Origin of the sequence: Xanthomonas sp. NCPPB 1638 (assembly GCF_041475635.2) — a bacterium.
In the GTDB taxonomy this organism is placed as follows: domain Bacteria; phylum Pseudomonadota; class Gammaproteobacteria; order Xanthomonadales; family Xanthomonadaceae; genus Xanthomonas; species Xanthomonas cucurbitae.
On the sequence record NZ_CM192984.1, the window covers coordinates 2,635,179 to 2,661,864 of the forward strand.

Annotated in this window: 2 protein-coding genes (1 of these 2 running past the window's edge); both read left to right on the forward strand. The window is 64.6% G+C overall.

Features of this window, described 5'->3' with window-relative positions; genetic code table 11:
* Positions 1-15,951 (forward strand): non-ribosomal peptide synthetase, encoded by a 15,951-nt coding sequence (locus tag ACCQ13_RS11470; RefSeq protein ID WP_372372074.1) that lies wholly within the window; start codon positions 1-3, stop codon positions 15,949-15,951.
* On the forward strand, positions 15,948-26,686 hold the 5' portion of the coding sequence (locus ACCQ13_RS11475) for an amino acid adenylation domain-containing protein (RefSeq protein WP_506185047.1). The gene runs 10,609 nt beyond the window's last position; 10,739 of the gene's 21,348 nt are visible here — the first part of the coding sequence; its start codon is at positions 15,948-15,950; its stop codon lies off the right edge, out of view. The genes ACCQ13_RS11470 and ACCQ13_RS11475 overlap by 4 nt, the downstream gene beginning before the upstream one ends.

Below are 26,686 nucleotides of genomic sequence, written 5' to 3' on the forward strand. Positions count from 1 at the left end.
ATGCCAACCAATGTTCGACCGAGCTTTCCCCTCAGCGGCCCACAGCGAGAGGTCTGGCTGGAGCAGCTGATGCTCGGCCACTCCCTTGCATCGATCATCGGGGGTTATGTTGAGATTGAAGGCGAAGTCGACGTGGCCTGTTTCCGCCGTGCCGTACAGTGCATGGCAGATCAATACGACGTGCTAAGAACGCATATCGTGCAGGAAGTGGACAGCGACGGCATTCCCTTGCAGGCGTTCGCCGACCATCTCGATGTACCGGTGGCCTTGGTCGATGCATCAGGACAGCCAAACCCCGAGCACTGGGTGACTACATGGATTCAGGAGCAGATGGAGACTGCCTTCGAGTTCGATGGCACCCCGCTGTGGCGAATCTCCCTGTGTTGTATTCGGGCGCGAAGATGGTGCTTCGTCGTAAGCGCCCATCATATTCTGCTGGACGGCTGGTCAATCTATCTGGTGCTCCAGACATTGAGCCAGATCTACAATGAGTTGCGCGCTGGCGGCGTTCCGAGCGTGGCGGTGAGGTCGTATAGGGACTTCATCGATCATGACCTGAGTTACCGAGTTTCGACGCGTTACCAGAAAGATCGTGCGTACTGGGCACAGAAGTACGCCATTGTTCCGCAACCAATGTTTGCGTCGGGATCCAAGCCTGCCGGCGATCATAAGAGTCAAGGCAGCACGAAGTTGACGCGCGAGTTTCCGCGTGCATTGCTCGATCGCATGACGGTGTTTGCACAAGCGCATGGCACTTCCCCGCTTCAGGTCAGTCTGGCCGCTCTGTACATTTACTTCTCGCGTACCTTGCAGCGCGACGACATCTCGATAGGCGTGCCGGTCCTCAATCGGTCAGGCCATCAATTCAAGTCATCCATCGGAATGTTCGCCCAAGTGACGCCGGTAAGGATGCGTTTCGATGGGGATCCAAGTTTCCTGGAATTGGTGTCGAACCTGTCCAAAGAACTACGTAAGGACTATCGCCACCAGAACTTCCCGATCAGCGAAATTGGACGCGAATGTGGATTGATGAGGAGCGGAGCTGCCCGCCTTTTCGATGTGTCGTTTTCCTTCGAACAGGAAGAGCACCTGTATCGTTTTGGTAGCGAGCATTCGCGTTCCTTCAAGTGCTCCAACGGCCATGAGGCCGAGCCACTGTCGATCTTCGTCAGAAGCAATGTCCATGACGATGTTGCCTTGTTGCATACCATTTACAACAACGCCTATTTCGAAGCCGGGGAGGTAGAGCTGCTGGCAGAGCGCTGGATCCAGCTGATCGACCAGGGCCTGACCCATCCGGAGCGGCATCTGCAGGCCTTCGAGGTGGCGGTTCCTGCCGAATTAGACGTCCTGGATGCGTGGAGCCAAGGCAAGCAGGCTGATGTCCAGGAAGCGACGTTCCAGGCGCTCTTTCAGGCACAGGCCGCCCGCACGCCGGATGCGATAGCCGTGGTCTGCGCCGACCGGCAGCTGACCTACGCGCAGCTCAATGCCCAGGCCAATCAGCTCGCCCACCACTTGATTGCGATGGGCCTGCAACCCGACGAACGCGTCGCTCTTTGTCTGGAGCGCAGTATCGAGCTGGTCGTGGCCTTGCTGGCGATATTGAAGGCTGGCGGCGCGTACGTGCCGTTAGATCCTCGCTATCCTGCCGAGCGCTTGGCCTACATGCTGGCCGACAGTACCCCGCGCGCTTTGCTGGTGCATGCCGCCACCTCCGCGCACCTGTCCAGCGCGCAAGTGCCGCGCCTGGATCTGGATGCGCCCGAGTGGCGCTCTGCCGCAGAGACCGACCCTTGCGTGAGCGGCCTGACCTTGTCGCATCTTGCGTACGTGATCTACACCTCGGGGTCCAGCGGCCGTCCCAAAGGCGTGATGGTGCCGCATGCCGCACTCGTCAATTATCTGGAGTGGGGCGCCGAATACTACAAGCCTCAACACGGCGCGGTGGTGTCCTCGTCGCTGTCCTTCGATGCCACCGTGACCAGCCTGTATCTGCCGCTGTTGTGCGGCGGCACGACCGAGCTGCTGCCAGAGCACGATGAAATCGACGCGTTGCAGCGTCGCTTGAGTTCAGGCAAGCCGCTGGGTCTTGTCAAGATCACGCCTTCCCATCTTGAAGTGCTTACCCAGCAGCTGATTGCCTGCAACGCAAGTCCCACCGCAGCACTGTTTGTGATCGGCGGCGAAGCATTGCCGGCCTTTACCGTGAAGCGTCTGCGAGCGCTCGCGCCCCACCTGCGGCTGGTGAACGAGTATGGCCCGACCGAGACGGTGGTGGGATGTGTCGTCTATGAGATTCCGCTGGGTTGGGAGTCAACGGCGGCGGCCAGCGTACCGATTGGAAAGCCGATTGCGAACATGCGCGTGCATGTGCTGGACACCGACGGGCGACCAATGCCTATCGGCATCGCGGGCGAAGTCTGTATTGCTGGTGCGCAAGTCACCCGGGGCTATCTGAATCGGGATGAATTGACGCAACAGCGCTTTGTTGCCGATCCGTTCGGTCCTTCGGCGGACGCACGCATGTATCGCACCGGGGATATCGCAAGATGGTTGCCGGATGGAACATTGGACTACTTGGGTCGCAACGACGATCAAATCAAGATTCGAGGCTTTCGTATCGAACCTGCGGAGATTGCATCCAGGTTGCAAGAGCATCCGCAGGTGCGCGATGCCGCCGTGGTAGCCCATACAGATGCAGTAGGACAGAAAGCGCTGTTGGCGTATTACGTGCAGGCCGAAGGGAACGAGCTGTCGCCGGAGCAGCTACGCGGCCATCTGCAGCAGCAGTTGCCGGAGCACATGGTGCCTGCGCTCTATGTGCAGGTGAACGAACTGCCGCTGACACCCAACGGCAAGCTCGATCACAAAGCCTTGCCCATGCCGCAGGCGCAGGCGTACGTCCAGCGCGGGTATGTCGCGCCTGAGGGACAGCTCGAGCAGCTGTTGGCGAAGTTATGGAGCGAGGTGCTCGATGTTGATCGGGTTGGGCGCCACGATCACTTCTTCGAACTCGGAGGACATTCGTTGCGGGTTGTCGCATTGCTGGAACGCATGCGCCGCCACGGATTGCACGCTGAGGTCAAGGTACTGCTGAGTCAGCCGACCTTGATGGCGATGGCGGCGGCAATCGGTGTCAATAGCGACCTGGTGGTACCAGAGAACAGGATTCCCTTGCAGTGCGACAGTCTGGTACCCGCACACTTTCCGTTGGTGGACCTGAGCCAGGAATCCATCGATCACATCGTGTCGACGGTGTCGGGCGGCATCAGCAATGTGCAGGACATCTATCCGTTGGCGCCTTTGCAGGAGGGCCTGGTTTATCACCATCTTTCGGCAAAACGTGGTGACCCTTATCTGCAGTGCGTCAGTTTCATATTTGCTGATCGTGGGCGCTTGGACGCGTTTGCCGATGCATTGCAGCAGGTAGTGGCACGACATGACATCATGCGCACCGCGATCGTGTGGGACTACGTCGATGACCCTGTGCAGGTTGTCTGGCGACATGCAACGGTGCCGTGGGTAGAGTGTCAGCTGGATGATGCAGACGGGGATGTCCTGCAGCAACTCCAGGCGCAGATGGATCCAGGCAGGCAACAGCTTGAACTGGGCATGGCGCCGTTGCTACGCGTCGGCTACGCGCACGATGCCGTTGGTCAACGGTGGATCGGCGTATTGCTTATCCATCACTTGATCGCTGATGCGACATCGTTGGGCAGCCTGCTCAAGGAGATCGGATGCCATCTACAGGAAAATACCGGCGAGCTTCCGCCACTTTTTCCGTATCGGGATTACACGATGCGGGCGCGGTGGAGCCAGCAGTCGCAAGAACACACTGCATTCTTTACCGACATGCTGGGCGAGGTGAACGAGCCGACGTTGTCGTTCGGACGTCAGCATTCTGAGGGTGACGATTGGGCCGTGCATGAGGCGGTGAGGTGGTTGGATGCATCGGTGGACCAACGGTTGCGCGTGCAAGCGAGGCAATGCGGGGTAAGCACCGGTGTTCTTCATCACCTGGCGTGGGCCCAGGTGGTGGGCGCGACGGCCGGCCGGGATGACGTGGTGTTCGGTACTGTCTTGCTTGGCAGAACACAGGGAAACAACATCGAACAAGCCATCGGCATGTTCATCAACACCTTGCCGATCCGGGTCAAACTCGGGAGCACGACAGTTCGTACAGCGATCAAGCAGGCGCAGATATACCTGAATGCCTTGTTGTCGAACGAACACGCTTCACTGGCGCTCGCTCAGCGGTGCAGTGGTGTCCCCGCGCCGTCCCCATTGTTCAACGCGTTGCTGAATTACCGCAGGATTGGCAGAGAACAGCTCGGCGGTACCGTGATAGAAGCTTGGCCCGGTGTCAGCATGCTGGGCGCGCAAGAGCGGAGTACCTATCCGGTGTGCCTGTCGGTGGACGATGTGGGGGACGGCACGCAGTTGACCTTGAGCACCTGTAATACGCTCGACGCAGAACGCCTGTGCAGCTACATGCAGGTGGCGCTGACGCAGTTGGTGGAGGCGTTGGAGGCAGCAGACGAGCGTGCGCTGCAGACGCTTTGCGTGCTACCCGAGGCCGAGCGCCAACGCGTACTGCACGATTTCAATGCGACAGAGCGTGCGTATCCGCAGGCGCAGACCCTCCATGGGTTGTTCGAGCAGCAGGTGGTGCGCGATCCGGACGCCGTTGCGGTGATCGATGGCCAGCAGCACTACAGCTACGCCACGCTCAATCGGCGCGCCAATCGCCTGGCGCACCACCTGGTCACGCTGGGGGTCGGGCCGGGCGATCATGTGGCGATCGGCCTGCCGCGTACGGTCGATCTGATCCTCGCGCAACTGGCGATCATCAAGTGCGCTGCGGCCTACCTGCCGCTGGATGTGCAGGCCCCGCCGGGGCGCTTGTTGACGATGCTGCAGGACAGTGGGGCCCGCTGGGTCCTCACGCACGCCGGGCAGGCGCTGCCAGAGGGTGTCGAGCGTCTGGATCTAGAGACGCTGGACCTGGGCAGGATGGCCGATCACGATCCTGCGCTGCCGCAGGCCAGCGATGCAGTGGCCTGTCTGATGTACACCTCCGGCTCGACCGGAGTGCCCAAGGGCGTGCGCGTGCCGCATCGCGCGATCAGCCGATTGGTGTGCAACAACGGCTATGCCGAGTTCACCGCGTCCGACCGGGTGGCCTTCGCTGCCAACCCCGCCTTCGACGCCAGTACGCTGGAGGTGTGGGCACCGCTGCTCAACGGCGGGTGCGTCGTGGTTGTCGAACAGGACGTGCTGCTGGCACCGGAGCGTTTGCGGCAGCGCCTGCTGGAAGAGCAGGTGACGGTGCTGTGGCTGACGGCGGGGGTGTTCCATCAGTATGCAGCGAGCCTGTCGCCGGTCTTTGCGCAACTGCGTTACCTGATCGTCGGTGGCGATGTCCTGGATCCGGCGGTGGTGGGGCGGGTGCTTGAAGAGGGCGCGCCGCAGGTGTTTCTCAACGGCTATGGTCCGACCGAGACCACGACCTTCGCGACCACCCACCGGATCACCGCGGCACCGGCCTCGGGCATTGCCATCGGGCGTCCGATCGGCAACACGCAGGCGTACGTGCTGGATGCGTATCGCCGGCCGGTACCGATCGGGGCGGTGGGCGAGCTCTACATCGGCGGCGATGGTGTGGCGCTGGGGTATTTGAATCGTCCCGCGCTGACCGCCGAGCGCTTCGTGCCCGATCCGTTCGGCGGCAACCGCAATGCGCGGCTGTACCGCACGGGCGACCTGGCGCGCTGGCAGGACGATGGCACGCTGGCATTCGTGGGGCGTGCCGACGAACAGGTCAAGATCCGTGGATTTCGCGTCGAGCTGGGCGAGATCGAAGCGGCGTTGCGAACGTACCCAGGCATCGCTGCTGTCGCGGTGGTACAGCGCGAGGATGTACCGGGGGCGCGGCAGTTGGTGGCCTACTACTGCGTCGATGCAGCGGTGAGCGAGCACATCGATGCGGCGGCCTTGCGCGAGCACCTGCAGCCGCAATTGATGGATTACATGATCCCGGCCGCCTATGTGCACCTGGACGCGTTGCCGTTGACAGCCAACGGCAAGCTGGATCGCAAGGCCTTGCCGGTGCCGGATGCCCAGGCTCATGCGCACCAACAGTATGAAGCGCCGCAGGGAGCGGTCGAGCAAGCGATTGCCGGGATCTGGAGCGAGCTGCTGGGTCTGGAGACGATCGGGCGGCACGACAACTTCTTCGCTCTCGGCGGCCACTCGTTGTTGGCCGTTCGGGTGACCTCGCGCCTGCGCCAGGCGTTGGGAGTCGAGATCAGCGTGGCTGAGTTGTTTGCAAAGACAACGCTGCAACAACTGGCTGGCTGTGTGGCATCGGCATCGGCCGCGGCCTTGTTGCCGATCGTGCCACTGCCCCCCGATGCGCCGCGCGTGGTGTCCTATGCCCAGCAACGGCTCTGGTTCCTGTCGCAATTTGAGGGCGTGAGCGAGGCCTATCACATCAGTGGTGGCCTGCGCTTGCATGGCAGGCTGCAGGTGCAGGCGCTGCAGCACGCCCTGGATCGCATCGTGGCCCGGCATGCGTCGCTGCGCACACACTTCGTGCAGAGCGATGGCCAGGTGCTGCAACAGATTGCCGCCGAGGACAGCGGTTTTGCGCTGGCCATACATGATCTGCGAGAGGTCCCCCAGCGCGAGGCGCTGCTGGAACGGGTGTTGGCCGACGTGGCGAGCGCCCCGTTTGTGCTGGAGAGCGGCCCGCTGATCCGTGGCGCGCTGGTGCGGCTTGCCGACACCGAGTCGGTGCTGGTGGTCAGCATGCACCACATCGTCTCCGACGGCTGGTCGATGGGGATCCTGATCGAGGAACTGAGCGTGCTGTACCGGGCGTTTGCACGCGGCCATGCCGATCCGCTGGCGCCGTTGCCGATCCAGTACACCGATTATGCGAGCTGGCAGCGGCAATGGTTGGCGGGAGAGAGGTTGCAGCAGCAGGCCAGTTATTGGCGCGAGACCTTGTCCGGTGCGCCGGTGTTGCTGGAACTGCCGACGGACCGCCCGCGTCCGGCTCAGCAGGACCACGCCGGGGCGATGCTGGAGGTACTGCTGAATCAGTCACAGGTGCAGGCACTGGAAGCATTGAGCCGGCGGCATGGGCTGACGCTGTACATGACGCTGCTGACCAGCTGGGCGATGCTGCTGTCGCGTTTGTCCGGTCAGGACGAGGTGGTGATCGGCAGCCCGGCGGCCAATCGTGGCCGCTCGGAGACCGAAGGGCTGATCGGATTGTTCGTCAACACGTTGGCGCTACGGGTGGATCTGTCCGGCTCGCCGACGCTGGCGCAGTTGCTGGCATCGGTGAAGCAGCGTGCGCTGCAGGCGCAGGCGCACCAGGACATCCCGTTCGAGCAGGTGGTGGAGCTGGTACAGCCGCCGCGCAGCCTGTCGCATACGCCGCTGTTCCAGGTGCTGTTTGCGTGGCAGAACACGCCACAGGGAATGCTGGATCTGGGTGATCTTGATGCCCGCAGAGTGGACCTTGCATCCGGGAGCGTGCAGTTCGATCTGGCGTTGTCATTGGGCGAGCATGCGGGGCAGATCGTGGGCAACCTGAGCTATGCCACCGCACTGTTCGAGCGTGCAACGCTGGAGCGATGGATCGGGCATTGGCGGCAGGTGTTGCAAGCGATGGTTGCAGCGGGGGCGGACGATCAGCCGGTGGAGCGTCTGCCTTTGCTGGGCGAGGCCGAGCGACGGCAAGTGGTGCTGGAGTGGAATGCAACGGCAGTGGATTATCCACGCGATGCCTGTGTGCATGCATTGTTCGAGGCGCAGGCGGCGCGGACGCCGGCGGCAGTTGCGGTGGTGCACGGGGAGAGCTCGCTCACCTATGAGCAGTTGAATGCGCAGGCCAATCGCCTGGCACATTACCTGCGCGAGGTGGGTGTTGGTCCGGACGACCGGGTCGCGATCTGCGTACAGCGCGATGTGCGGATGGTGGTCGCCCTGTTGGCAGTCTTGAAATCCGGCGGTGCCTATGTGCCGCTGGATCCTGCCTATCCTGCCGACCGTCTTGCCTACATGCTGGCAGACAGTGCCCCGGTCGCCGTGCTGGCGCAGACAGCGACGGTGGGTCTGCTGCCGATGGCCTCGGTGCCGGTCATCGACATGGATATGCCGTGCTGGCAGTCCCATGACATGGCGAACCCTTCGATCGCAGCGCTGACCTCGGCGCATCTGGCCTATGTGATCTATACCTCCGGCTCGACGGGCCGGCCCAAGGGGGTGATGGTCGAACACCGCAACACGGTCAACCTGCTGATCTGGGCGCATCGCTCCTTCGCGCCGTCCGTCCTGGCCAACACGTTGTTCTCCACGTCGTTGAACTTCGACCTGTCGGTCTACGAATGCTTCGTGCCGCTGACCTGTGGCGGCGCGATCACGGTGGTCGACAACCTGTTGGCACTGCAAGCAGGGTCCGATGGCATCACCTTGATCAACACCGTGCCGTCAGCGTTGAAGGCGGTGCTGGAATCGAGCGGGCTGAGTCCGGACGTGCACACCGTCAATGTCGCCGGCGAACCACTCAAACGGCAGCTGGTGGAAGATCTTTTCGCCAGGACGCAGGTTCGACGGTTGTGCAACCTGTACGGCCCATCGGAAACCACGACCTATTCGAGTTGGGTGACGATGGAGCGCGAGGACGGGTTTGTGGCGCACATCGGCAGACCGGTGGCGAACACGCAGTTCTATCTGCTGGATGCACATCGCCAGCCTGTGCCGATCGGCGTGATCGGCGAGATCTACATCGGTGGTGCGGGCGTGGCACGGGGATATCTCAACCAACCTGCCTTGACCGACGAGCGCTTCCTGCCCGATCCATTCAGTGCCGCTGCGGGAGCGCGCATGTACCGCAGCGGCGACCAGGGGCGCTGGCGCGCGGACGGTGCGATCGAGTTCCTGGGCCGCAACGACCACCAGGTCAAGATTCGCGGGTTCCGCATCGAGCTGGGCGAGATCGAGGCGCGCTTGAGTGCGCATGCGCAGGTGCGCGAATGCGTGGTGGTGGCGCTGGAGGCCAGTGGTGGCGATACGCGTCTGGTGGCGTACTGGGTCGCAACCGAGCATCTGGCTGAAAGCACAAGTGCCCAGGACTTGCACGCTTGGCTGGCGGCGGTGCTCCCCAGCTACATGATCCCCTCTGCCTATGTGCAACTGGAGGCCTTGCCGCTGACACCCAACGGCAAGCTGGATCGCAAGGCCTTGCCGGCACCGGATGGAGCGGCCTATGCGGCGCAGGCGTACGAGGCACCGCAAGGGGAGGTGGAGCAGACCCTGGCCGGGATCTGGCAGTCGGTGTTGGGCGTGGAGCAGGTGGGCCGGCACGACAACTTCTTCCAGCTGGGCGGCCACTCGCTGCTGGCGGTGACGGTGATCGAGCGCATGCGTCGGCAAGGGCTCAGTGCCGATGTGCGGGTGTTGTTCGGGCAGCCGACGCTGGCGGCGCTGGCCGCCTCGGTGGGCGCCGACCGCACCGTGGCAGTGCCGGCCAACCTGATTGCGCCGCAGTGCCCGCGCATCACCCCGGAGCTGCTGCCCCTGGTGGCGCTGTCGCAGGAGGCGATCGACCACATCGTGGCCAGCGTGCCCGGTGGCACGGCCAACGTGCAGGACATCTATCCGCTGGCGCCGCTGCAGGAGGGGGTGCTGTATCACCACCTGGCCGCCCAGGCAGGAGACCCCTATCTGCTGCAGTCGCAGTTCGGGTTTGCCGACCGCTCCCGGCTACAGGCATTTGTCGCCGCCCTGCAGTCTGTGATCGATCGCCATGATATCTTGCGCACCGCCGTGTTCTGGGAGGGGCTCGACCAACCGGTCCAGGTCGTCGTCCGTCATGCGCAGTTGTCGGTGGAAGAGGTGGTCCTCGATCCGGCACACGGCGACATCGCGCAACAGTTGCGTATGCGTTTGGATGCGCGCCATTACCGCCTGGACCTGGGCCATGCGCCGTTGCTGCGGCTGGTGGTCGCCGACGATCCGGCCAGACAGCAACTGGTAGGGACGCTGCTGTTCCATCACGCCGTGCTCGATCATATGGCGCTGGAGGTCGTCGGGCAGGAGATGCAGGCGGTGTTGGCCGGCGCTGCCCAGACGCTGCCTGCCGCCGTGCCGTACCGCAATTACGTGGCCCAGGTGTCCCTGGGTACCCCGCAGGCGGCGCACACCGCCTTCTTCACCAGGATGCTGGGCGACGTCGAGGAACCGACCTTGCCGTTGGGCGTGCAGGAGGTGCAAGGCGATGCATCCGCCATCGAGCAGGCCGTGTTGTGCCTGGATGCCGCGTTGAGCACGCGACTGCGGGCACAGGCCAGCCAGGCCGGGATCAGCGTGGCCAGCCTGCATCACCTGGCCTATGCACAGGTGCTGAGCGCGCTGTCCGGGCGCCAGGACGTCGTGTTCGGGACGGTGTTGTTGGGACGCCTGCAGGGCGGGGCGGGGGCAGACCGGGTGCTGGGCATGTTCATCAACACCTTGCCGCTGCGGGCGAATCTGCAGGGCCTGAGCGTGCGCGCGGCGGTGGCGCAGATGCATGCCAGTGTGAGCGAGCTGCTGGTACACGAGCACGCCTCGCTTGCAACGGCGCAGCGCTGCAGTCGTATCGCAGCACCGAGGCCGTTGTTCAGCGCCTTGTTGAATTACCGCCATAGTGCAGCGAGCGAGGAGCTGGCGCGCAGCGATGCATGGCAAGGCATCGTGATGCTCTCTGCCGAAGAGCGCACCAATTATCCGCTGAGCTTGAGCGTGGATGATCTTGGGCAGGGGTTCCAGCTGAAGGCGCAGGCGGTACCGACGGTGGGCGCAGAGCGCCTGTGCACCTACATGCAGGTGGCGCTGACGCAGTTGGTGGAGGCGTTGGAGGCGTCAGACGAGCGTGCGCTGCAGACGCTTTGCGTACTGCCCCAGGCCGAGCGCCAACGCGTGCTGCATGAGTTCAATGCGACAGAGCGTGCGTATCCGCAGGCGCAGACCATCCATGCACTGTTCGAGCAGCAGGTGGTGCGCGATCCTGACGCCGTTGCGGTGATCGATGGCCAGCAGCACTACAGCTACGCCACGCTCAACCGTTGCGCCAATCGCCTGGCGCACCACCTGATCGCGCTGGGGGTCGGGCCGGGCGATCATGTGGCGATCGGCCTGCCGCGTACGGTCGATCTGATCCTCGCGCAACTGGCGATCATCAAGTGCGCTGCGGCCTACCTGCCGCTGGATGTGCAGGCCCCGCCGGGGCGCTTGTTGACGATGCTGCAGGACAGTGGGGCCCGCTGGGTCCTCACGCACGCCGGGCAGGCGCTGCCAGAGGGTGTCGAGCGTCTGGATCTAGAGACGCTGGACCTGGGCAGGATGGCCGATCACGATCCTGCGCTGCCGCAGGCCAGCGATGCAGTGGCCTGTCTGATGTACACCTCCGGCTCGACCGGAGTGCCCAAGGGCGTGCGCGTGCCGCATCGCGCGATCAGCCGATTGGTGTGCAACAACGGCTATGCCGAGTTCACCGCGTCCGACCGGGTGGCCTTCGCTGCCAACCCCGCCTTCGACGCCAGTACGCTGGAGGTGTGGGCATCGCTGCTCAACGGCGGGTGCGTTGTGGTTGTCCAACAGGACGTGCTGCTGGCACCGGAGCGTTTGCGGCAGCGCCTGCTGGAAGAGCAGGTGACGGTGCTGTGGCTGACGGCGGGGGTGTTCCATCAGTATGCAGCGAGCCTGTCGCCGGTCTTTGCGCAACTGCGTTACCTGATCGTCGGTGGCGATGTCCTGGATCCGGCGGTGGTGGGGCGGGTGCTTGAAGAGGGCGCGCCGCAGGTGTTTCTCAACGGCTATGGTCCGACCGAGACCACGACCTTCGCGACCACCCACCGGATCACCGCGGCACCGGCCTCGGGCATTGCCATCGGGCGTCCGATCGGCAACACGCAGGCGTACGTGCTGGATGCGTATCGCCGGCCGGTACCGATCGGGGCGGTGGGCGAGCTCTACATCGGCGGCGATGGTGTGGCGCTGGGGTATTTGAATCGTCCCGCGCTGACCGCCGAGCGCTTCGTGCCCGATCCGTTCGGCGGCAACCGCAATGCGCGGCTGTACCGCACGGGCGACCTGGCGCGCTGGCAGGACGATGGCACGCTGGCATTCGTGGGGCGTGCCGACGAACAGGTCAAGATCCGTGGATTTCGCGTCGAGCTGGGCGAGATCGAAGCGGCGTTGCGAACGTACCCAGGCATCGCTGCTGTCGCGGTGGTACAGCGCGAGGATGTACCGGGGGCGCGGCAGTTGGTGGCCTACTACTGCGTCGATGCAGCGGTGAGCGAGCACATCGATGCGGCGGCCTTGCGCGAGCACCTGCAGCCGCAATTGATGGATTACATGATCCCGGCCGCCTATGTGCACCTGGACGCGTTGCCGTTGACAGCCAACGGCAAGCTGGATCGCAAGGCCTTGCCGGTGCCGGATGCCCAGGCTCATGCGCACCAACAGTATGAAGCGCCGCAGGGAGCGGTCGAGCAAGCGATTGCCGGGATCTGGAGCGAGCTGCTGGGTCTGGAGACGATCGGGCGGCACGACAACTTCTTCGCTCTCGGCGGCCACTCGTTGTTGGCCGTTCGGGTGACCTCGCGCCTGCGCCAGGCGTTGGGAGTCGAGATCAGCGTGGCTGAGTTGTTTGCAAAGACAACGCTGCAACAACTGGCTGGCTGTGTGGCATCGGCATCGGCCGCGGCCTTGTTGCCGATCGTGCCACTGCCCCCCGATGCGCCGCGCGTGGTGTCCTATGCCCAGCAACGGCTCTGGTTCCTGTCGCAATTTGAGGGCGTGAGCGAGGCCTATCACATCAGTGGTGGCCTGCGCTTGCATGGCAGGCTGCAGGTGCAGGCGCTGCAGCACGCCCTGGATCGCATCGTGGCCCGGCATGCGTCGCTGCGCACACACTTCGTGCAGAGCGATGGCCAGGTGCTGCAACAGATTGCCGCCGAGGACAGCGGTTTTGCGCTGGCCATACATGATCTGCGAGAGGTCCCCCAGCGCGAGGCGCTGCTGGAACGGGTGTTGGCCGACGTGGCGAGCGCCCCGTTTGTGCTGGAGAGCGGCCCGCTGATCCGTGGCGCGCTGGTGCGGCTTGCCGACACCGAGTCGGTGCTGGTGGTCAGCATGCACCACATCGTCTCCGACGGCTGGTCGATGGGGATCCTGATCGAGGAACTGAGCGTGCTGTACCGGGCGTTTGCACGCGGCCATGCCGATCCGCTGGCGCCGTTGCCGATCCAGTACACCGATTATGCGAGCTGGCAGCGGCAATGGTTGGCGGGAGAGAGGTTGCAGCAGCAGGCCAGTTATTGGCGCGAGACCTTGTCCGGTGCGCCGGTGTTGCTGGAACTGCCGACGGACCGCCCGCGTCCGGCTCAGCAGGACCACGCCGGGGCGATGCTGGAGGTACTGCTGAATCAGTCACAGGTGCAGGCACTGGAAGCATTGAGCCGGCGGCATGGGCTGACGCTGTACATGACGCTGCTGACCAGCTGGGCGATGCTGCTGTCGCGTTTGTCCGGTCAGGACGAGGTGGTGATCGGCAGCCCGGCGGCCAATCGTGGCCGCTCGGAGACCGAAGGGCTGATCGGATTGTTCGTCAACACGTTGGCGCTACGGGTGGATCTGTCCGGCTCGCCGACGCTGGCGCAGTTGCTGGCATCGGTGAAGCAGCGTGCGCTGCAGGCGCAGGCGCACCAGGACATCCCGTTCGAGCAGGTGGTGGAGCTGGTACAGCCGCCGCGCAGCCTGTCGCATACGCCGCTGTTCCAGGTGCTGTTTGCGTGGCAGAACACGCCACAGGGAATGCTGGATCTGGGTGATCTTGATGCCCGCAGAGTGGACCTTGCATCCGGGAGCGTGCAGTTCGATCTGGCGTTGTCATTGGGCGAGCATGCGGGGCAGATCGTGGGCAACCTGAGCTATGCCACCGCACTGTTCGAGCGTGCAACGCTGGAGCGATGGATCGGGCATTGGCGGCAGGTGTTGCAAGCGATGGTTGCAGCGGGGGCGGACGATCAGCCGGTGGAGCGTCTGCCTTTGCTGGGCGAGGCCGAGCGACGGCAAGTGGTGCTGGAGTGGAATGCAACGGCAGTGGATTATCCACGCGATGCCTGTGTGCATGCATTGTTCGAGGCGCAGGCGGCGCGGACGCCGGCGGCAGTTGCGGTGGTGCACGGGGAGAGCTCGCTCACCTATGAGCAGTTGAATGCGCAGGCCAATCGCCTGGCACATTACCTGCGCGAGGTGGGTGTTGGTCCGGACGACCGGGTCGCGATCTGCGTACAGCGCGATGTGCGGATGGTGGTCGCCCTGTTGGCAGTCTTGAAATCCGGCGGTGCCTATGTGCCGCTGGATCCTGCCTATCCTGCCGACCGTCTTGCCTACATGCTGGCAGACAGTGCCCCGGTCGCCGTGCTGGCGCAGACAGCGACGGTGGGTCTGCTGCCGATGGCCTCGGTGCCGGTCATCGACATGGATATGCCGTGCTGGCAGTCCCATGACATGGCGAACCCTTCGATCGCAGCGCTGACCTCGGCGCATCTGGCCTATGTGATCTATACCTCCGGCTCGACGGGCCGGCCCAAGGGGGTGATGGTCGAACACTGCAATGTCACCCGCCTGTTCGCTGCGAGCCAGAGGTGGTTCAAGTTCGATGCACACGATACCTGGGCGCTGTTCCACTCGTTCGCCTTCGATTTCTCGGTGTGGGAGATCTGGGGCGCCTTGTTGCATGGTGGCCGCTTGCTGGTGGTGCCGCAGCAGGTGACCCGCACGCCGCAGGAGTGTTATGCCTTGCTCTGTCGGGCTGGTGTGACCGTGCTCAACCAGACACCCAGCGCGTTTCGCCAGTTGATCGCTGCACAGGACTCCCACTCCCATAACCTGCGGGTGGTGATCTTCGGCGGCGAGGCGCTGGAGCCGGCCATGCTGAAGCCATGGTACGCGCGGCCGCAGAATGCAACCACTCAGCTGGTCAACATGTATGGCATCACGGAAACCACGGTGCATGTGACGTACTACCCGCTGTCGCCGGCAGATGCGCAGTGTGGTGATGTCAGTCCGATCGGGCAGCGCATTCCGGACCTGCGCCTGTATGTGCTGGACAGGCAGCAGCAACCGGTGCCGATCGGGGTCGCGGGTGAACTGTACGTGGGTGGTGCCGGTGTTGCGCGAGGCTATCTGAATCGGCCCGAGTTGACGGCCGAACGATTCATTGCCGATCCGTTCCATCCCGGTGCACGCCTATACATGAGTGGCGATCTGGCACGCTGGCGGGCCGATGGTACGTTGGATTATCTGGGCCGCAACGACGAGCAGGTCAAGATCCGTGGATTCCGGATCGAGCTGGGCGAGATCCAGGTACGGTTGAACGAGCATCCGGGCATCCGTGACGCCGTGGTCCTGGCACGTACGGACGAACACGGCTATCAGCAATTGGTGGCCTATGTCATCGCGCAGGATCCGCAATCGCTACCATCGGCGGAGATCCTGCGGACGCATCTGTTGTCTGCATTGGCCGATTACATGGTGCCAAGTGCCTTCGTGCTGCTGGAGCAATGGCCGCTGACACCCAACGGCAAGTTGGATCGCAAGGCCTTGCCGGCACCGGATGGAGCGGCCTATGCGGCGCAGGCGTACGCAGCACCGCAAGGGGAGGTGGAGCAGACCCTGGCCGGGATCTGGCAGTCGGTGTTGGGCGTGGAGCAGGTGGGCCGGCACGACAACTTCTTCCAGTTGGGCGGCCACTCGCTGCTGGCGGTGACGCTGGTGGAGCGGATCAGGCAAGAAGGCATTGAGGCCGATGTTCGGACCTTATTCGATCAACCCACGCTGTCCGATTATGCGGCGGCCATTGAGCAGATGGAGATCGCCCTGTGATTACCGCAGAATTTATTCAGTCGCTGAAGAAAAAGGGTGTGGAGCTGTTGCTCAAGGACGGGCAGTTGATCGTCCGCGGCAACAAGGCTTCACTCGGCGAAGCCTCGATGATTGCTGCATTGCGCGAGCACAAGACGCAGTTGATCGAGCTATTGCAACGTGAGCCCGCAGGCGACACGCCACCGAATCACTCCGGGCTGCCTCACTCAACAGTCCATATCAGTCCTGACATGCTGCCGCTGGTCGAACTGACGCAGCAACAGATCGATCGCATCGTCGCGATGGTATCGGGCGGTGCCTGCAATGTGCAGGACATCTATCCGCTCGCGCCCTTGCAGGAGGGAATTCTTTATCACCACTTATCAGCGGCACAAGGCGACCCGTATCTGCTGCAAGCGCAGTTTGCATTTTCCGATCAGGGGCGGCTGAAGGCTTTCAGCACTGCGCTGCAACAGGTCATTGATCGCCACGACGTGTTACGTACCAGCCTTGCATGGGATGAGCTGGACACACCGGTGCAGGTGGTATGGCGTAAAGCCGTATTGCCGATCGAGGAGATCGATTGCGATCCAGAGGAGGGCGAGGTCATCGAGCAATTGCAGCGTCGCTTCGATGCGCGCAAACATGTTCTGGGTCTGCACCGTGCACCGCTACTCAAGCTTGTTCATGCCCATGACCCAGCCAACGCTCGCTGGGTGGCACTCTTGCTGTTCCATCACCTGGTGCTGGACCATGTGGCATTGCAGACCCTGGAGTACGAGCTGCAGGAATGCCTGCTTGGCAACGCAGACACATTGCCTGCTCAAAAGCCCTACCGCGCGTACGTCATGCGAGCGCGACTGGATGCGATGGAACAACATCATCGTGATTTCTTCGAACAACGCTTGAGTGACGTGGATGAGCCAAGCTTACCGTTCGGCTTGGCCAATCAGCGCGATGATGGCGTCGCGATCGAAGAAGCGAGTTTGTCGCTCAAGCAGGACATCAGTCGCCGGCTGCGAAGACAGGCGCAGCTCCTGGGGGTCGGCGTGGCGAGCCTGCATCATCTGGCCTGGGCGCAAGTGGTAGGACAGGCTTGTACCCGCGATGATGTCGTGTTTGGCACGGTGCTGCTAGGGCGCATGCAAAGTGCTGAAATCGGCTCGTCCTTGGGCATGTTCGTCAATACATTGCCGCTGAGGGTGCAACTGGACCAGCCGGTGCGTGCTGCTGCCCAACAGGTGCACAAGGAGCTGATTGCCTTGCTGGCGCATGAGTATGCTTCCCTGGGGCTGGCACAACGGTGCAGCGGTGTGGCAGCACCGAGTCCACTGTTCAGTGCATTGCTGAATTACCGCCATAGCTCGGCAAACGACGAACTTGCTCAGGGCGACGGGTGGCAAGGCATCACCATGCTAACCGCCGAAGAACGCACCAATTATCCGCTGACCTTGAATGTTGACGATCTTGGCGAAGGGTTCCGACTGACGGCACAGGTTGATCCGGAAGTCGGTGCGGCGCGCGTGTGCAGTTATATGGAAACGGCGCTGACCAGCGTAGTGGAAGCGCTTGAGTACACTCCGGATCGACACGTGGACGAACTTCCCATTCTCCCCCAAGCCGACGTCGAACGGCTGGTCATCCAATGCAATACCCCATGCGCGGAGCTTGCAGAAGAATCCCTTCTCCATCAGATATTCGAGGCGCAGGCCGCTGCGCGACCCGATGCGGTGGCAGTGGAGTTCGGGTCGACCCGCTTGAGTTACCGCCAACTCAATTTGCAGGCCAACCAATTGGCGCACCGTCTGCTGGCGCTGGGCGTGCGTCCGGACGATCGCGTAGCGTTATGCGGGGAGCGCAGCGGTACGTTACTGGTTGGTATGCTCGGGATCCTCAAGGCTGGTGCGGCCTATGTGCCGCTGGATCCGGCCGCACCACCGGAGCGCTTGCGCTTCATGCTGGAAGACAGCGCGCCAGTGGCCGTGTTGACCGATACGGCGTCTATCGAGGTCCTGCCGCAACTGGCGTGCCCGCTGCTATGCGTCGATGCCTGCGACGATCCGCTGGCGGCGCAGCCCACGCACGATCCCCAGATCGCCGAGTTGGCGCCCACGCATCTGGCCTATGTGATCTACACCTCCGGTTCCAGCGGCCGGCCCAAGGGCGTGCTGGTGGAGCATCGCAATGTCACTCGCCTGTTCGCTGCGAGCCAGACCTGGTTCAAGTTCGACGCACACGATACCTGGGCGCTTTTCCACTCGTTTGCCTTTGATTTCTCGGTGTGGGAGATCTGGGGCGCCTTGTTGCATGGTGGCCGCTTGTTGGTGGTGCCGCAGCAGGTGACCCGCATGCCGCAGGAGTGTTATGCCTTGCTCTGCCGGGCTGGTGTGACCGTGCTCAACCAGACGCCCAGCGCGTTTCGCCAGTTGATCGCTGCGCAGAACTCCGCCTCTCACAGCCTGCGGGTGGTGATCTTCGGCGGCGAGGCGCTGGAGCCGGCCATGCTCAAGCCATGGTACGCGCGGCCGCAGAATGCGACCACTCAGCTGGTCAACATGTATGGCATCACGGAAACCACGGTGCATGTGACGTACTACCCGCTGTCGCCGGAAGATGTGCAGCGTAGTGATGTCAGTCCGATCGGGCGGCGCATTCCGGACCTGCGCCTGTATGTGCTGGACAGGCGGCAGCAACCGGTGCCGATCGGGGTCGCGGGTGAACTGTACGTGGGCGGTGCCGGTGTTGCGCGAGGCTATCTGAATCGGCCCGAGTTGACGGCCGAACGATTCATTGCCGATCCGTTTCATCCCGGCGCACGCCTCTACAGGAGTGGCGATCTTGCACGCTGGCGGGCAGATGGCGCGTTGGACTATCTGGGCCGCAACGACGAGCAGGTCAAGATCCGTGGATTCCGGATCGAGCTGGGCGAGATCCAGGTACGGTTGAACGAGCATCCGGGTATCCGTGACGCCGTCGTCCTGGCACGTACGGACGAACACGGCTACCAGCAATTGGTGGCCTATGTCATCGCGCAGGATCCGCAATCACCACCATCGGCGGAGACCCTGCGGACGCATCTGTTGTCTGCATTGGCCGATTACATGGTGCCAAGCGCCTTCGTGCTGCTGGAGCAGTGGCCGCTGACGCTCAACGGCAAGCTGGATCGCAAGGCCTTGCCGGCACCGGATGGAGCGGCCTATGCAGCGCAGGCGTACGAGGCACCGCAAGGGGAGGTGGAGCAGACCCTGGCCGGGATCTGGCAGTCGGTGTTGGGCGTGGAGCAGGTGGGCCGGCACGACAACTTCTTCCAGCTGGGCGGCCACTCGCTGCTGGCGGTGACGGTGATCGAGCGCATGCGTCGGCAAGGGCTCAGTGCCGATGTGCGGGTGTTGTTCGGGCAGCCGACGCTGGCGGCGCTGGCCGCCTCGGTGGGCGCCGACCGCACCGTGGCAGTGCCGGTCAACCTGATTGCACCGCAGTGCCCGCGCATCACCCCGGAGTTGCTGCCCCTGGTGGCGCTGTCGCAGGAGGCGATCGACCACATCGTGGCCAGCGTGCCCGGTGGCACGGCCAATGTGCAGGACATCTATCCGCTGGCGCCGCTGCAGGAGGGGGTGTTCTATCACCATCTGGCGGCCCGGCAGGGCGATCCCTATCTGCAGTCGCTGCAATTGTCCTTCGATGGCCGCGAGCGGCTGGACCAGTTTGCGCAGGCCTTGCAGCAGGTGATCGACCGCCACGACATCTTGCGCACCAGCGTGGTGTGGGAAGGCCTGGATGCCCCGGTGCAGGTGGTGTGGCGGCGGGCGCCGCTGCTGCTTGTGCCGTTCCAGCCGCCGTTGCCCGATGCCGATGCCGTCCAGCAGTTGCAGGCAAGCGTGGATCCGTCGCGGTATCGGCTGGATCTGTCGATCGCCCCGCTGCTGCAATTGCACTACGTCCACGACACGGTGCGCGACCGCTGGGTGGCGATGCTGCTGGTCCATCACCTGGTCGACGATGCCGCCACGATGCATGTGCTGCATGCCGAGCTGCAGGCCTGCCTGTCGGGCCAGGGCGATCGGCTGGCGCCATCGGTGCCGTATCGCAACTACGTGGCGCAGGCTCGCCTGGATGGACGTCAGGCCGAGCGGGAGACGTTCTTCCGCCAATTGCTGGGAGATGTCCAGGCCCCGACCTTGCCGTACGGCCTGCACGACATCCATGGTGATGGCCAGCCTGCCGCGCACGCGGTGCAGGCACTGGACGTGGAGCTGTGCGCACGGTTGCGCCGCTGCGCGACGCAGTTGGGGGTAACGCCCTCCAGCCTGTATCACCTGGCCTGGGCGCAGGTGCTGGGGCAGGTGTCGGCAAGCGAGGATGTGGTGTTCGGGACGGTGCTGCTGGGACGCCTGCAGGCCGGGCTGGGTGCTGAGCATGCGATCGGGATGTTCATCAACACCTTGCCCTTGCGGGTGCGCTTGAGCGCGCAGACAGTGCGCCAGGCGGTCCATGCAGTGCATGCGCAGCTCAGCGCCTTGCTGGTACACGAGCATGCCGCCTTGAGCGAGGCGCAACGGTGCAGCGGCGTGGCACCGCCGCTGCCACTGTTCACGGCACTGCTCAACTACCGCTCCCGGCAGCAGGGGGCTGGGGCCGCAGAGCCCTCGACGCCATGGCCTGGCATCCAGCTGCAGTCGACGCTGCGCAGCAACCATTATCCGGTGGTGATGGATGTGGAGGAACTGGACGCAGGCGTGCAGCTGACAGGACATCTGCCTGCCGGATACGACCCTGTGCGCCTGTGCAGCTACATGCAGGCGGCGCTGACGCAGCTGGTGGAGGCATTGGACGCATCGGACGAGCGTGCGATGCACACGCTTTGCGTGCTGCCCGCGGCCGAGCGCCAGCAATTGCTGGGCTTCAACACCGCACAGCAGCCCACCACGCCGCCACTCACCATCGCGGCGATGGTCGAGCAACAGGCGGCCAGGACCCCCGATGCGGTGGCCGTGCAGTACGAGGGGCAGCCGCTGCGGTATGCCGCGCTCAACGCCCAGGCCAATGCGCTGGCGCAGCAGTTGATCGCGCTGGGGGTGGTGCCCGATGCGCGCGTGGCGATCTGCGTCCAGCGCGGCCCGGCATTGCTGGTGGGGATGCTGGCCATTCTCAAGGCCGGTGCGGCATATGTGCCGCTGGACCCGGGCTATCCGGCGCAACGGCTGCGTTATCTGTTGCACGACAGCGCACCGCATGCGCTGCTGGTAGAAGCAGACACGCGCCAGGCGCTCGGTGCGCAGCTGTTGCGCGAGCTGGCGGTGCCGGTGATCGATCTGGGTAGCCGTGCGCCAGTGGATGACACGCTCCCCAATCCAGTGGTGGCCGCACTGACGCCAGCCCATCTGGCGTATGTGATCTACACCTCCGGCTCCACCGGCGAGCCGAAGGGCGTGATGGTCGAGCATCGGCAGCTGGCGCAACTGGTCGCCTGGCACTGCCGCACCTTCGGCGTCCAGGCTGGCTCGCGCACCTCCAGCGTGGCCGGGCTGAGCTTCGATGCGGCGGCGTGGGAGATCTGGCCGACACTGTGTGCGGGCGGCTGCCTGCTGATGCCGCCGGCCGCTGTGGCCGGCGATGTGGAGGCGCTGTTGGCATGGTGGCAGGCCCAGGAGCTGGAGGTGAGTTTCCTGCCCACGCCACTGGCCGAGCAGGCGTTTGCCGCGCAGCAGATGCCCTTGCGGTTGAGGCATTTGTTGGTCGGCGGCGATCGCTTGCGTCAGGTGCCGGCGGGGCTGCCGTTTGCGGTCCACAACAACTACGGTCCGACCGAGACCACGGTGGTGGCCACCTGTGGCGAAGTGGAACCGCAGGTGCTGCACCCCTCGATCGGGGTGCCACTGCCGCATCTGCGCGCTTACGTGCTGGACACCCAGCGGCGGTTGGCGCCATGGGGGGTAGTGGGCGAGCTGTATCTTGGCGGTGCCGGGGTGGCGCGAGGCTACCTGGGGCGTGAGGCGTTGACGGCCGAGCGTTTTGTTGCCGATGCGTTCTGGCCAGGCGAGCGGATGTATCGCACCGGGGATCTGGTGCGCTGGCTGGGCGATGGTCGCCTGGACTATGTGGGCCGCAACGATGAGCAAGTCAAGATCCGTGGGTTCCGGATCGAGCTGGGCGAGATCCAGGCGCACCTGCAGGCTCATCCGCAGGTGCGCGAGGCGGTGGTGCTGGCACGCGAAGACGCGCTGGGCGAGGCGCCGGGCAATCGGCGTCTGGTGGCCTATGTCATCGCGCAGGATCCGCAATCGCCGCCATCGGCGGAGACCCTGCGGACGCATCTGTTGTCTGCATTGGCCGATTACATGGTGCCAAGCGCCTTCGTGCTGCTGGAGCAGTGGCCGCTGACGCTCAACGGCAAGCTGGATCGCAAGGCCTTGCCGGCACCGGATGGAGCGGCCTATGCGGTGCAGGCGTACGCAGCACCGCAAGGGGAGGTGGAGCAGACCCTGGCCGGGATCTGGCAGTCGGTGTTGGGCGTGGAGCAGGTGGGCCGGCACGACAACTTCTTCCAGCTGGGCGGCCACTCGCTGCTGGCGGTGACGGTGATCGAGCGCATGCGTCGGCAAGGGCTCAGTGCCGATGTGCGGGTGTTGTTCGGGCAGCCGACGCTGGCGGCGCTGGCCGCCTCGGTGGGCGCCGACCGCACCGTGGCAGTGCCGGTCAACCTGATTGCACCGCAGTGCCCACGCATCACCCCGGAGTTGCTGCCCCTGGTGGCGCTGTCGCAGGAGGCGATCGACCACATCGTGGCCAGCGTGCCCGGTGGCACGGCCAACGTGCAGGACATCTATCCGCTGGCGCCGCTGCAGGAGGGGGTGTTCTATCACCATCTGGCGGCCCGGCAGGGCGATCCCTATCTGCAGTCGCTGCAATTGTCCTTCGATGGCCGCGAGCGGCTGGACCAGTTTGCGCAGGCCTTGCAGCAGGTGATCGACCGCCACGACATCTTGCGCACCAGCGTGGTGTGGGAAGGCCTGGATGCCCCGGTGCAGGTGGTGTGGCGGCGGGCGCCGCTGCTGCTTGTGCCGTTCCAGCCGCCGTTGCCCGATGCCGATGCCGTCCAGCAGTTGCAGGCAAGCGTGGATCCGTCGCGGTATCGGCTGGATCTGTCGATCGCCCCGCTGCTGCAATTGCACTACGTCCACGACACGGTGCGCGACCGCTGGGTGGCGATGCTGCTGGTCCATCACCTGGTCGACGATGCCGCCACGATGCATGTGCTGCATGCCGAGCTGCAGGCCTGCCTGTCGGGCCAGGGCGATCGGCTGGCGCCATCGGTGCCGTATCGCAACTACGTGGCGCAGGCTCGCCTGGATGGACGTCAGGCCGAGCGGGAGAGGTTCTTCCGCCAATTGCTGGGAGATGTCCAGGCCCCGACCTTGCCGTACGGCCTGCACGACATCCATGGCGATGGCCAGCCTGCCGCGCACGCGGTGCAGGCACTGGACGTGGAGCTGTGCGCACGGTTGCGCCGCTGCGCGACGCAGTTGGGGGTAACGCCGTCCAGCCTGTATCACCTGGCCTGGGCGCAGGTGCTGGGGCAGGTGTCGGCAAGCGAGGATGTGGTGTTCGGGACGGTGCTGCTGGGACGCCTGCAGGCCGGGCTGGGTGCCGAGCATGCGATCGGGATGTTCATCAACACCTTGCCCTTGCGGGTGCGCTTGAGCGCGCAGACAGTGCGCCAGGCGGTCCATGCAGTGCATGCGCAGCTCAGCGCCTTGCTGGTACACGAGCATGCCGCCTTGAGCGAGGCGCAACGGTGCAGCGGCGTGGCACCGCCGCTGCCACTGTTCACGGCACTGCTCAACTACCGCTCCCGGCAGCAGGGGGCCGGGGCCGCAGAGCCCTCGGCGCCATGGCCTGGCATCCAGCTGCACTCGACGCTGCGCAGCAACCATTATCCGGTGGTGATGGATGTGGAGGAACTGGACGCAGGCGTGCAGCTGACAGGACATCTGCCTGCCGGATACGACCCTGTGCGCCTGTGCAGCTACATGCAGGCGGCGCTGACGCAGCTGGTGGAGGCATTGGACGCGTCAGACGAGCGTGCGCTGCACACGCTTTGCGTGCTGCCCGAGGCCGAGCGCCAGCAATTGCTGGGCTTCAACACCGCACAGCAGCCCACCACGCCGCCACTCACCATCGCGGCGATGGTCGAGCAACAGGCGGCCAGGACCCCCGATGCGGTGGCCGTGCAGTACGAGGGGCAGCCGCTGCGGTATGCCGCGCTCAACGCCCAGGCCAATGCGCTGGCGCAGCAGTTGATCGCGCTGGGGGTGGTGCCCGATGCGCGCGTGGCGATCTGCGTCCAGCGCGGCCCGGCATTGCTGGTGGGGATGCTGGCCATTCTCAAGGCCGGTGCGGCATATGTGCCGCTGGACCCGGGCTATCCGGCGCAACGGCTGCGTTATCTGTTGCACGACAGCGCACCGCATGCGCTGCTGGTAGAAGCAGACACGCGCCAGGCGCTCGGTGCGCAGCTGTTGCGCGAGCTGGCGGTGCCGGTGATCGATCTGGGTAGCCGTGCGCCAGTGGATGACACGCTCCCCAATCCAGTGGTGGCCGCACTGACGCCAGCCCATCTGGCGTATGTGATCTACACCTCCGGCTCCACCGGCGAGCCGAAGGGCGTGATGGTCGAGCATCGGCAGCTGGCGCAACTGGTCGCCTGGCACTGCCGCACCTTCGGCGTACAGGCTGGCTCGCGCACCTCCAGCGTGGCCGGGCTGAGCTTCGATGCGGCGGCGTGGGAGATCTGGCCGACACTGTGTGCGGGCGGCTGCCTGCTGATGCCGCCGGCCGCTGTGGCCGGCGATGTGGAGGCGCTGTTGGCATGGTGGCAGGCCCAGGAGCTGGAGGTGAGTTTCCTGCCCACGCCGCTGGCCGAGCAGGCGTTTGCCGCGCAGCAGATGCCCTTGCGGTTGCGGCATTTGTTGGTCGGCGGCGATCGCTTGCGTCAGGTGCCGGCGGGGCTGCCGTTTGCGGTCCACAACAACTACGGTCCGACCGAGACCACGGTGGTGGCCACCTGTGGCGAAGTGGAACCGCAGGTGCTGCACCCCTCGATCGGGGTGCCACTGCCGCATCTGCGCGCTTACGTGCTGGACCCCCAGCGGCGGTTGGCGCCATGGGGGGTGGTGGGGGAGTTGTATCTTGGCGGTGCCGGGGTGGCGCGAGGCTACCTGGGGCGTGAGGCGTTGACGGCCGAGCGTTTTGTGGCCGATGCGTTCTGGCCAGGCGAGCGGATGTATCGCACCGGGGATCTGGTGCGCTGGCTGGGCGATGGTCGCCTGGACTATGTGGGCCGCAACGATGAGCAAGTCAAGATCCGTGGGTTCCGGATCGAGCTGGGCGAGATCCAGGCGCACCTGCAGGCTCATCCGCAGGTGCGCGAGGCGGTGGTGCTGGCACGCGAAGAAGCACTGGGCGAGGCGCCGGGCAATCGGCGTCTGGTGGCCTATGTCATCGCGCAGGATCCGCAATCGCCGCCATCGGCGGAGACCCTGCGCACGCATCTGTTGTCTGCATTGGCCGATTACATGGTGCCAAGCGCCTTCGTGCTGCTGGAGCAGTGGCCGCTGACGCTCAACGGCAAGCTGGATCGCAAGGCCTTACCGGCACCGGATGGAGCGGCCTATGCGGCGCAGGCGTACGCAGCACCGCAAGGGGAGGTGGAGCAGACCCTGGCCGGGATCTGGCAGTCGGTGTTGGGCGTGGAGCAGGTGGGCCGGCACGACAACTTCTTCCAGCTGGGCGGCCACTCGCTGCTGGCGGTGACGGTGATCGAGCGCATGCGTCGGCAAGGGCTCAGTGCCGATGTGCGGGTGTTGTTCGGGCAGCCGACGCTGGCGGCGCTGGCCGCCTCGGTGGGCGCCGACCGCGCCGTGGCAGTGCCGGTCAACCTGATTGCGCCGCAGTGCCCACGCATCACCCCGGAGTTGCTGCCCCTGGTGGCGCTGTCGCAGGAGGCGATCGACCACATCGTGGCCAGCGTGCCCGGTGGCACGGCCAATGTGCAGGACATCTATCCGCTGGCGCCGCTGCAGGAGGGGGTGCTGTATCACCACCTGGCCGCCCAGGCAGGAGACCCCTATCTGCTGCAGTCGCAGTTCGGGTTTGCCGACCGCTCCCGGCTACAGGCATTTGTCGCCGCCCTGCAGTCTGTGATCGATCGCCACGATATCTTGCGCACTGCGGTGTTCTGGGAGGGGCTCGACCAACCGGTCCAGGTCGTCGTCCGTCATGCGCAGTTGCCGGTGGAAGAGGTGGTCCTGGATCCGGCGCACGGCGACATCGCGCAACAGTTGCGCGTGCGTTTGGATGCGCGCCATTACCGCCTGGACCTGGGCCATGCGCCGTTGCTGCGGCTGGTGGTCGCCGACGATCCGGCAAGCCAGCAACTGGTAGGGACGCTGCTGTTCCATCATGCCGTGCTCGATCATATGGCGCTGGAGGTCGTCGGGCAGGAGATGCAGGCGGTGTTGGCCGGCGCTGCCCAGACGCTGCCTGCCGCCGTGCCGTACCGCAATTACGTGGCCCAGGTGTCCCTGGGGACCCCGCAGGCGGCGCACACCGCCTTCTTCACCAGGATGCTGGGCGATGTCGAGGAACCGACCTTGCCGTTGGGCGTGCAGGAGGTGCAGAGCGATGCATCCGCCATCGAGCAGGCCGTGTTGTGCCTGGATGCCGCGTTGAGCACGCGACTGCGGGCACAGGCCAG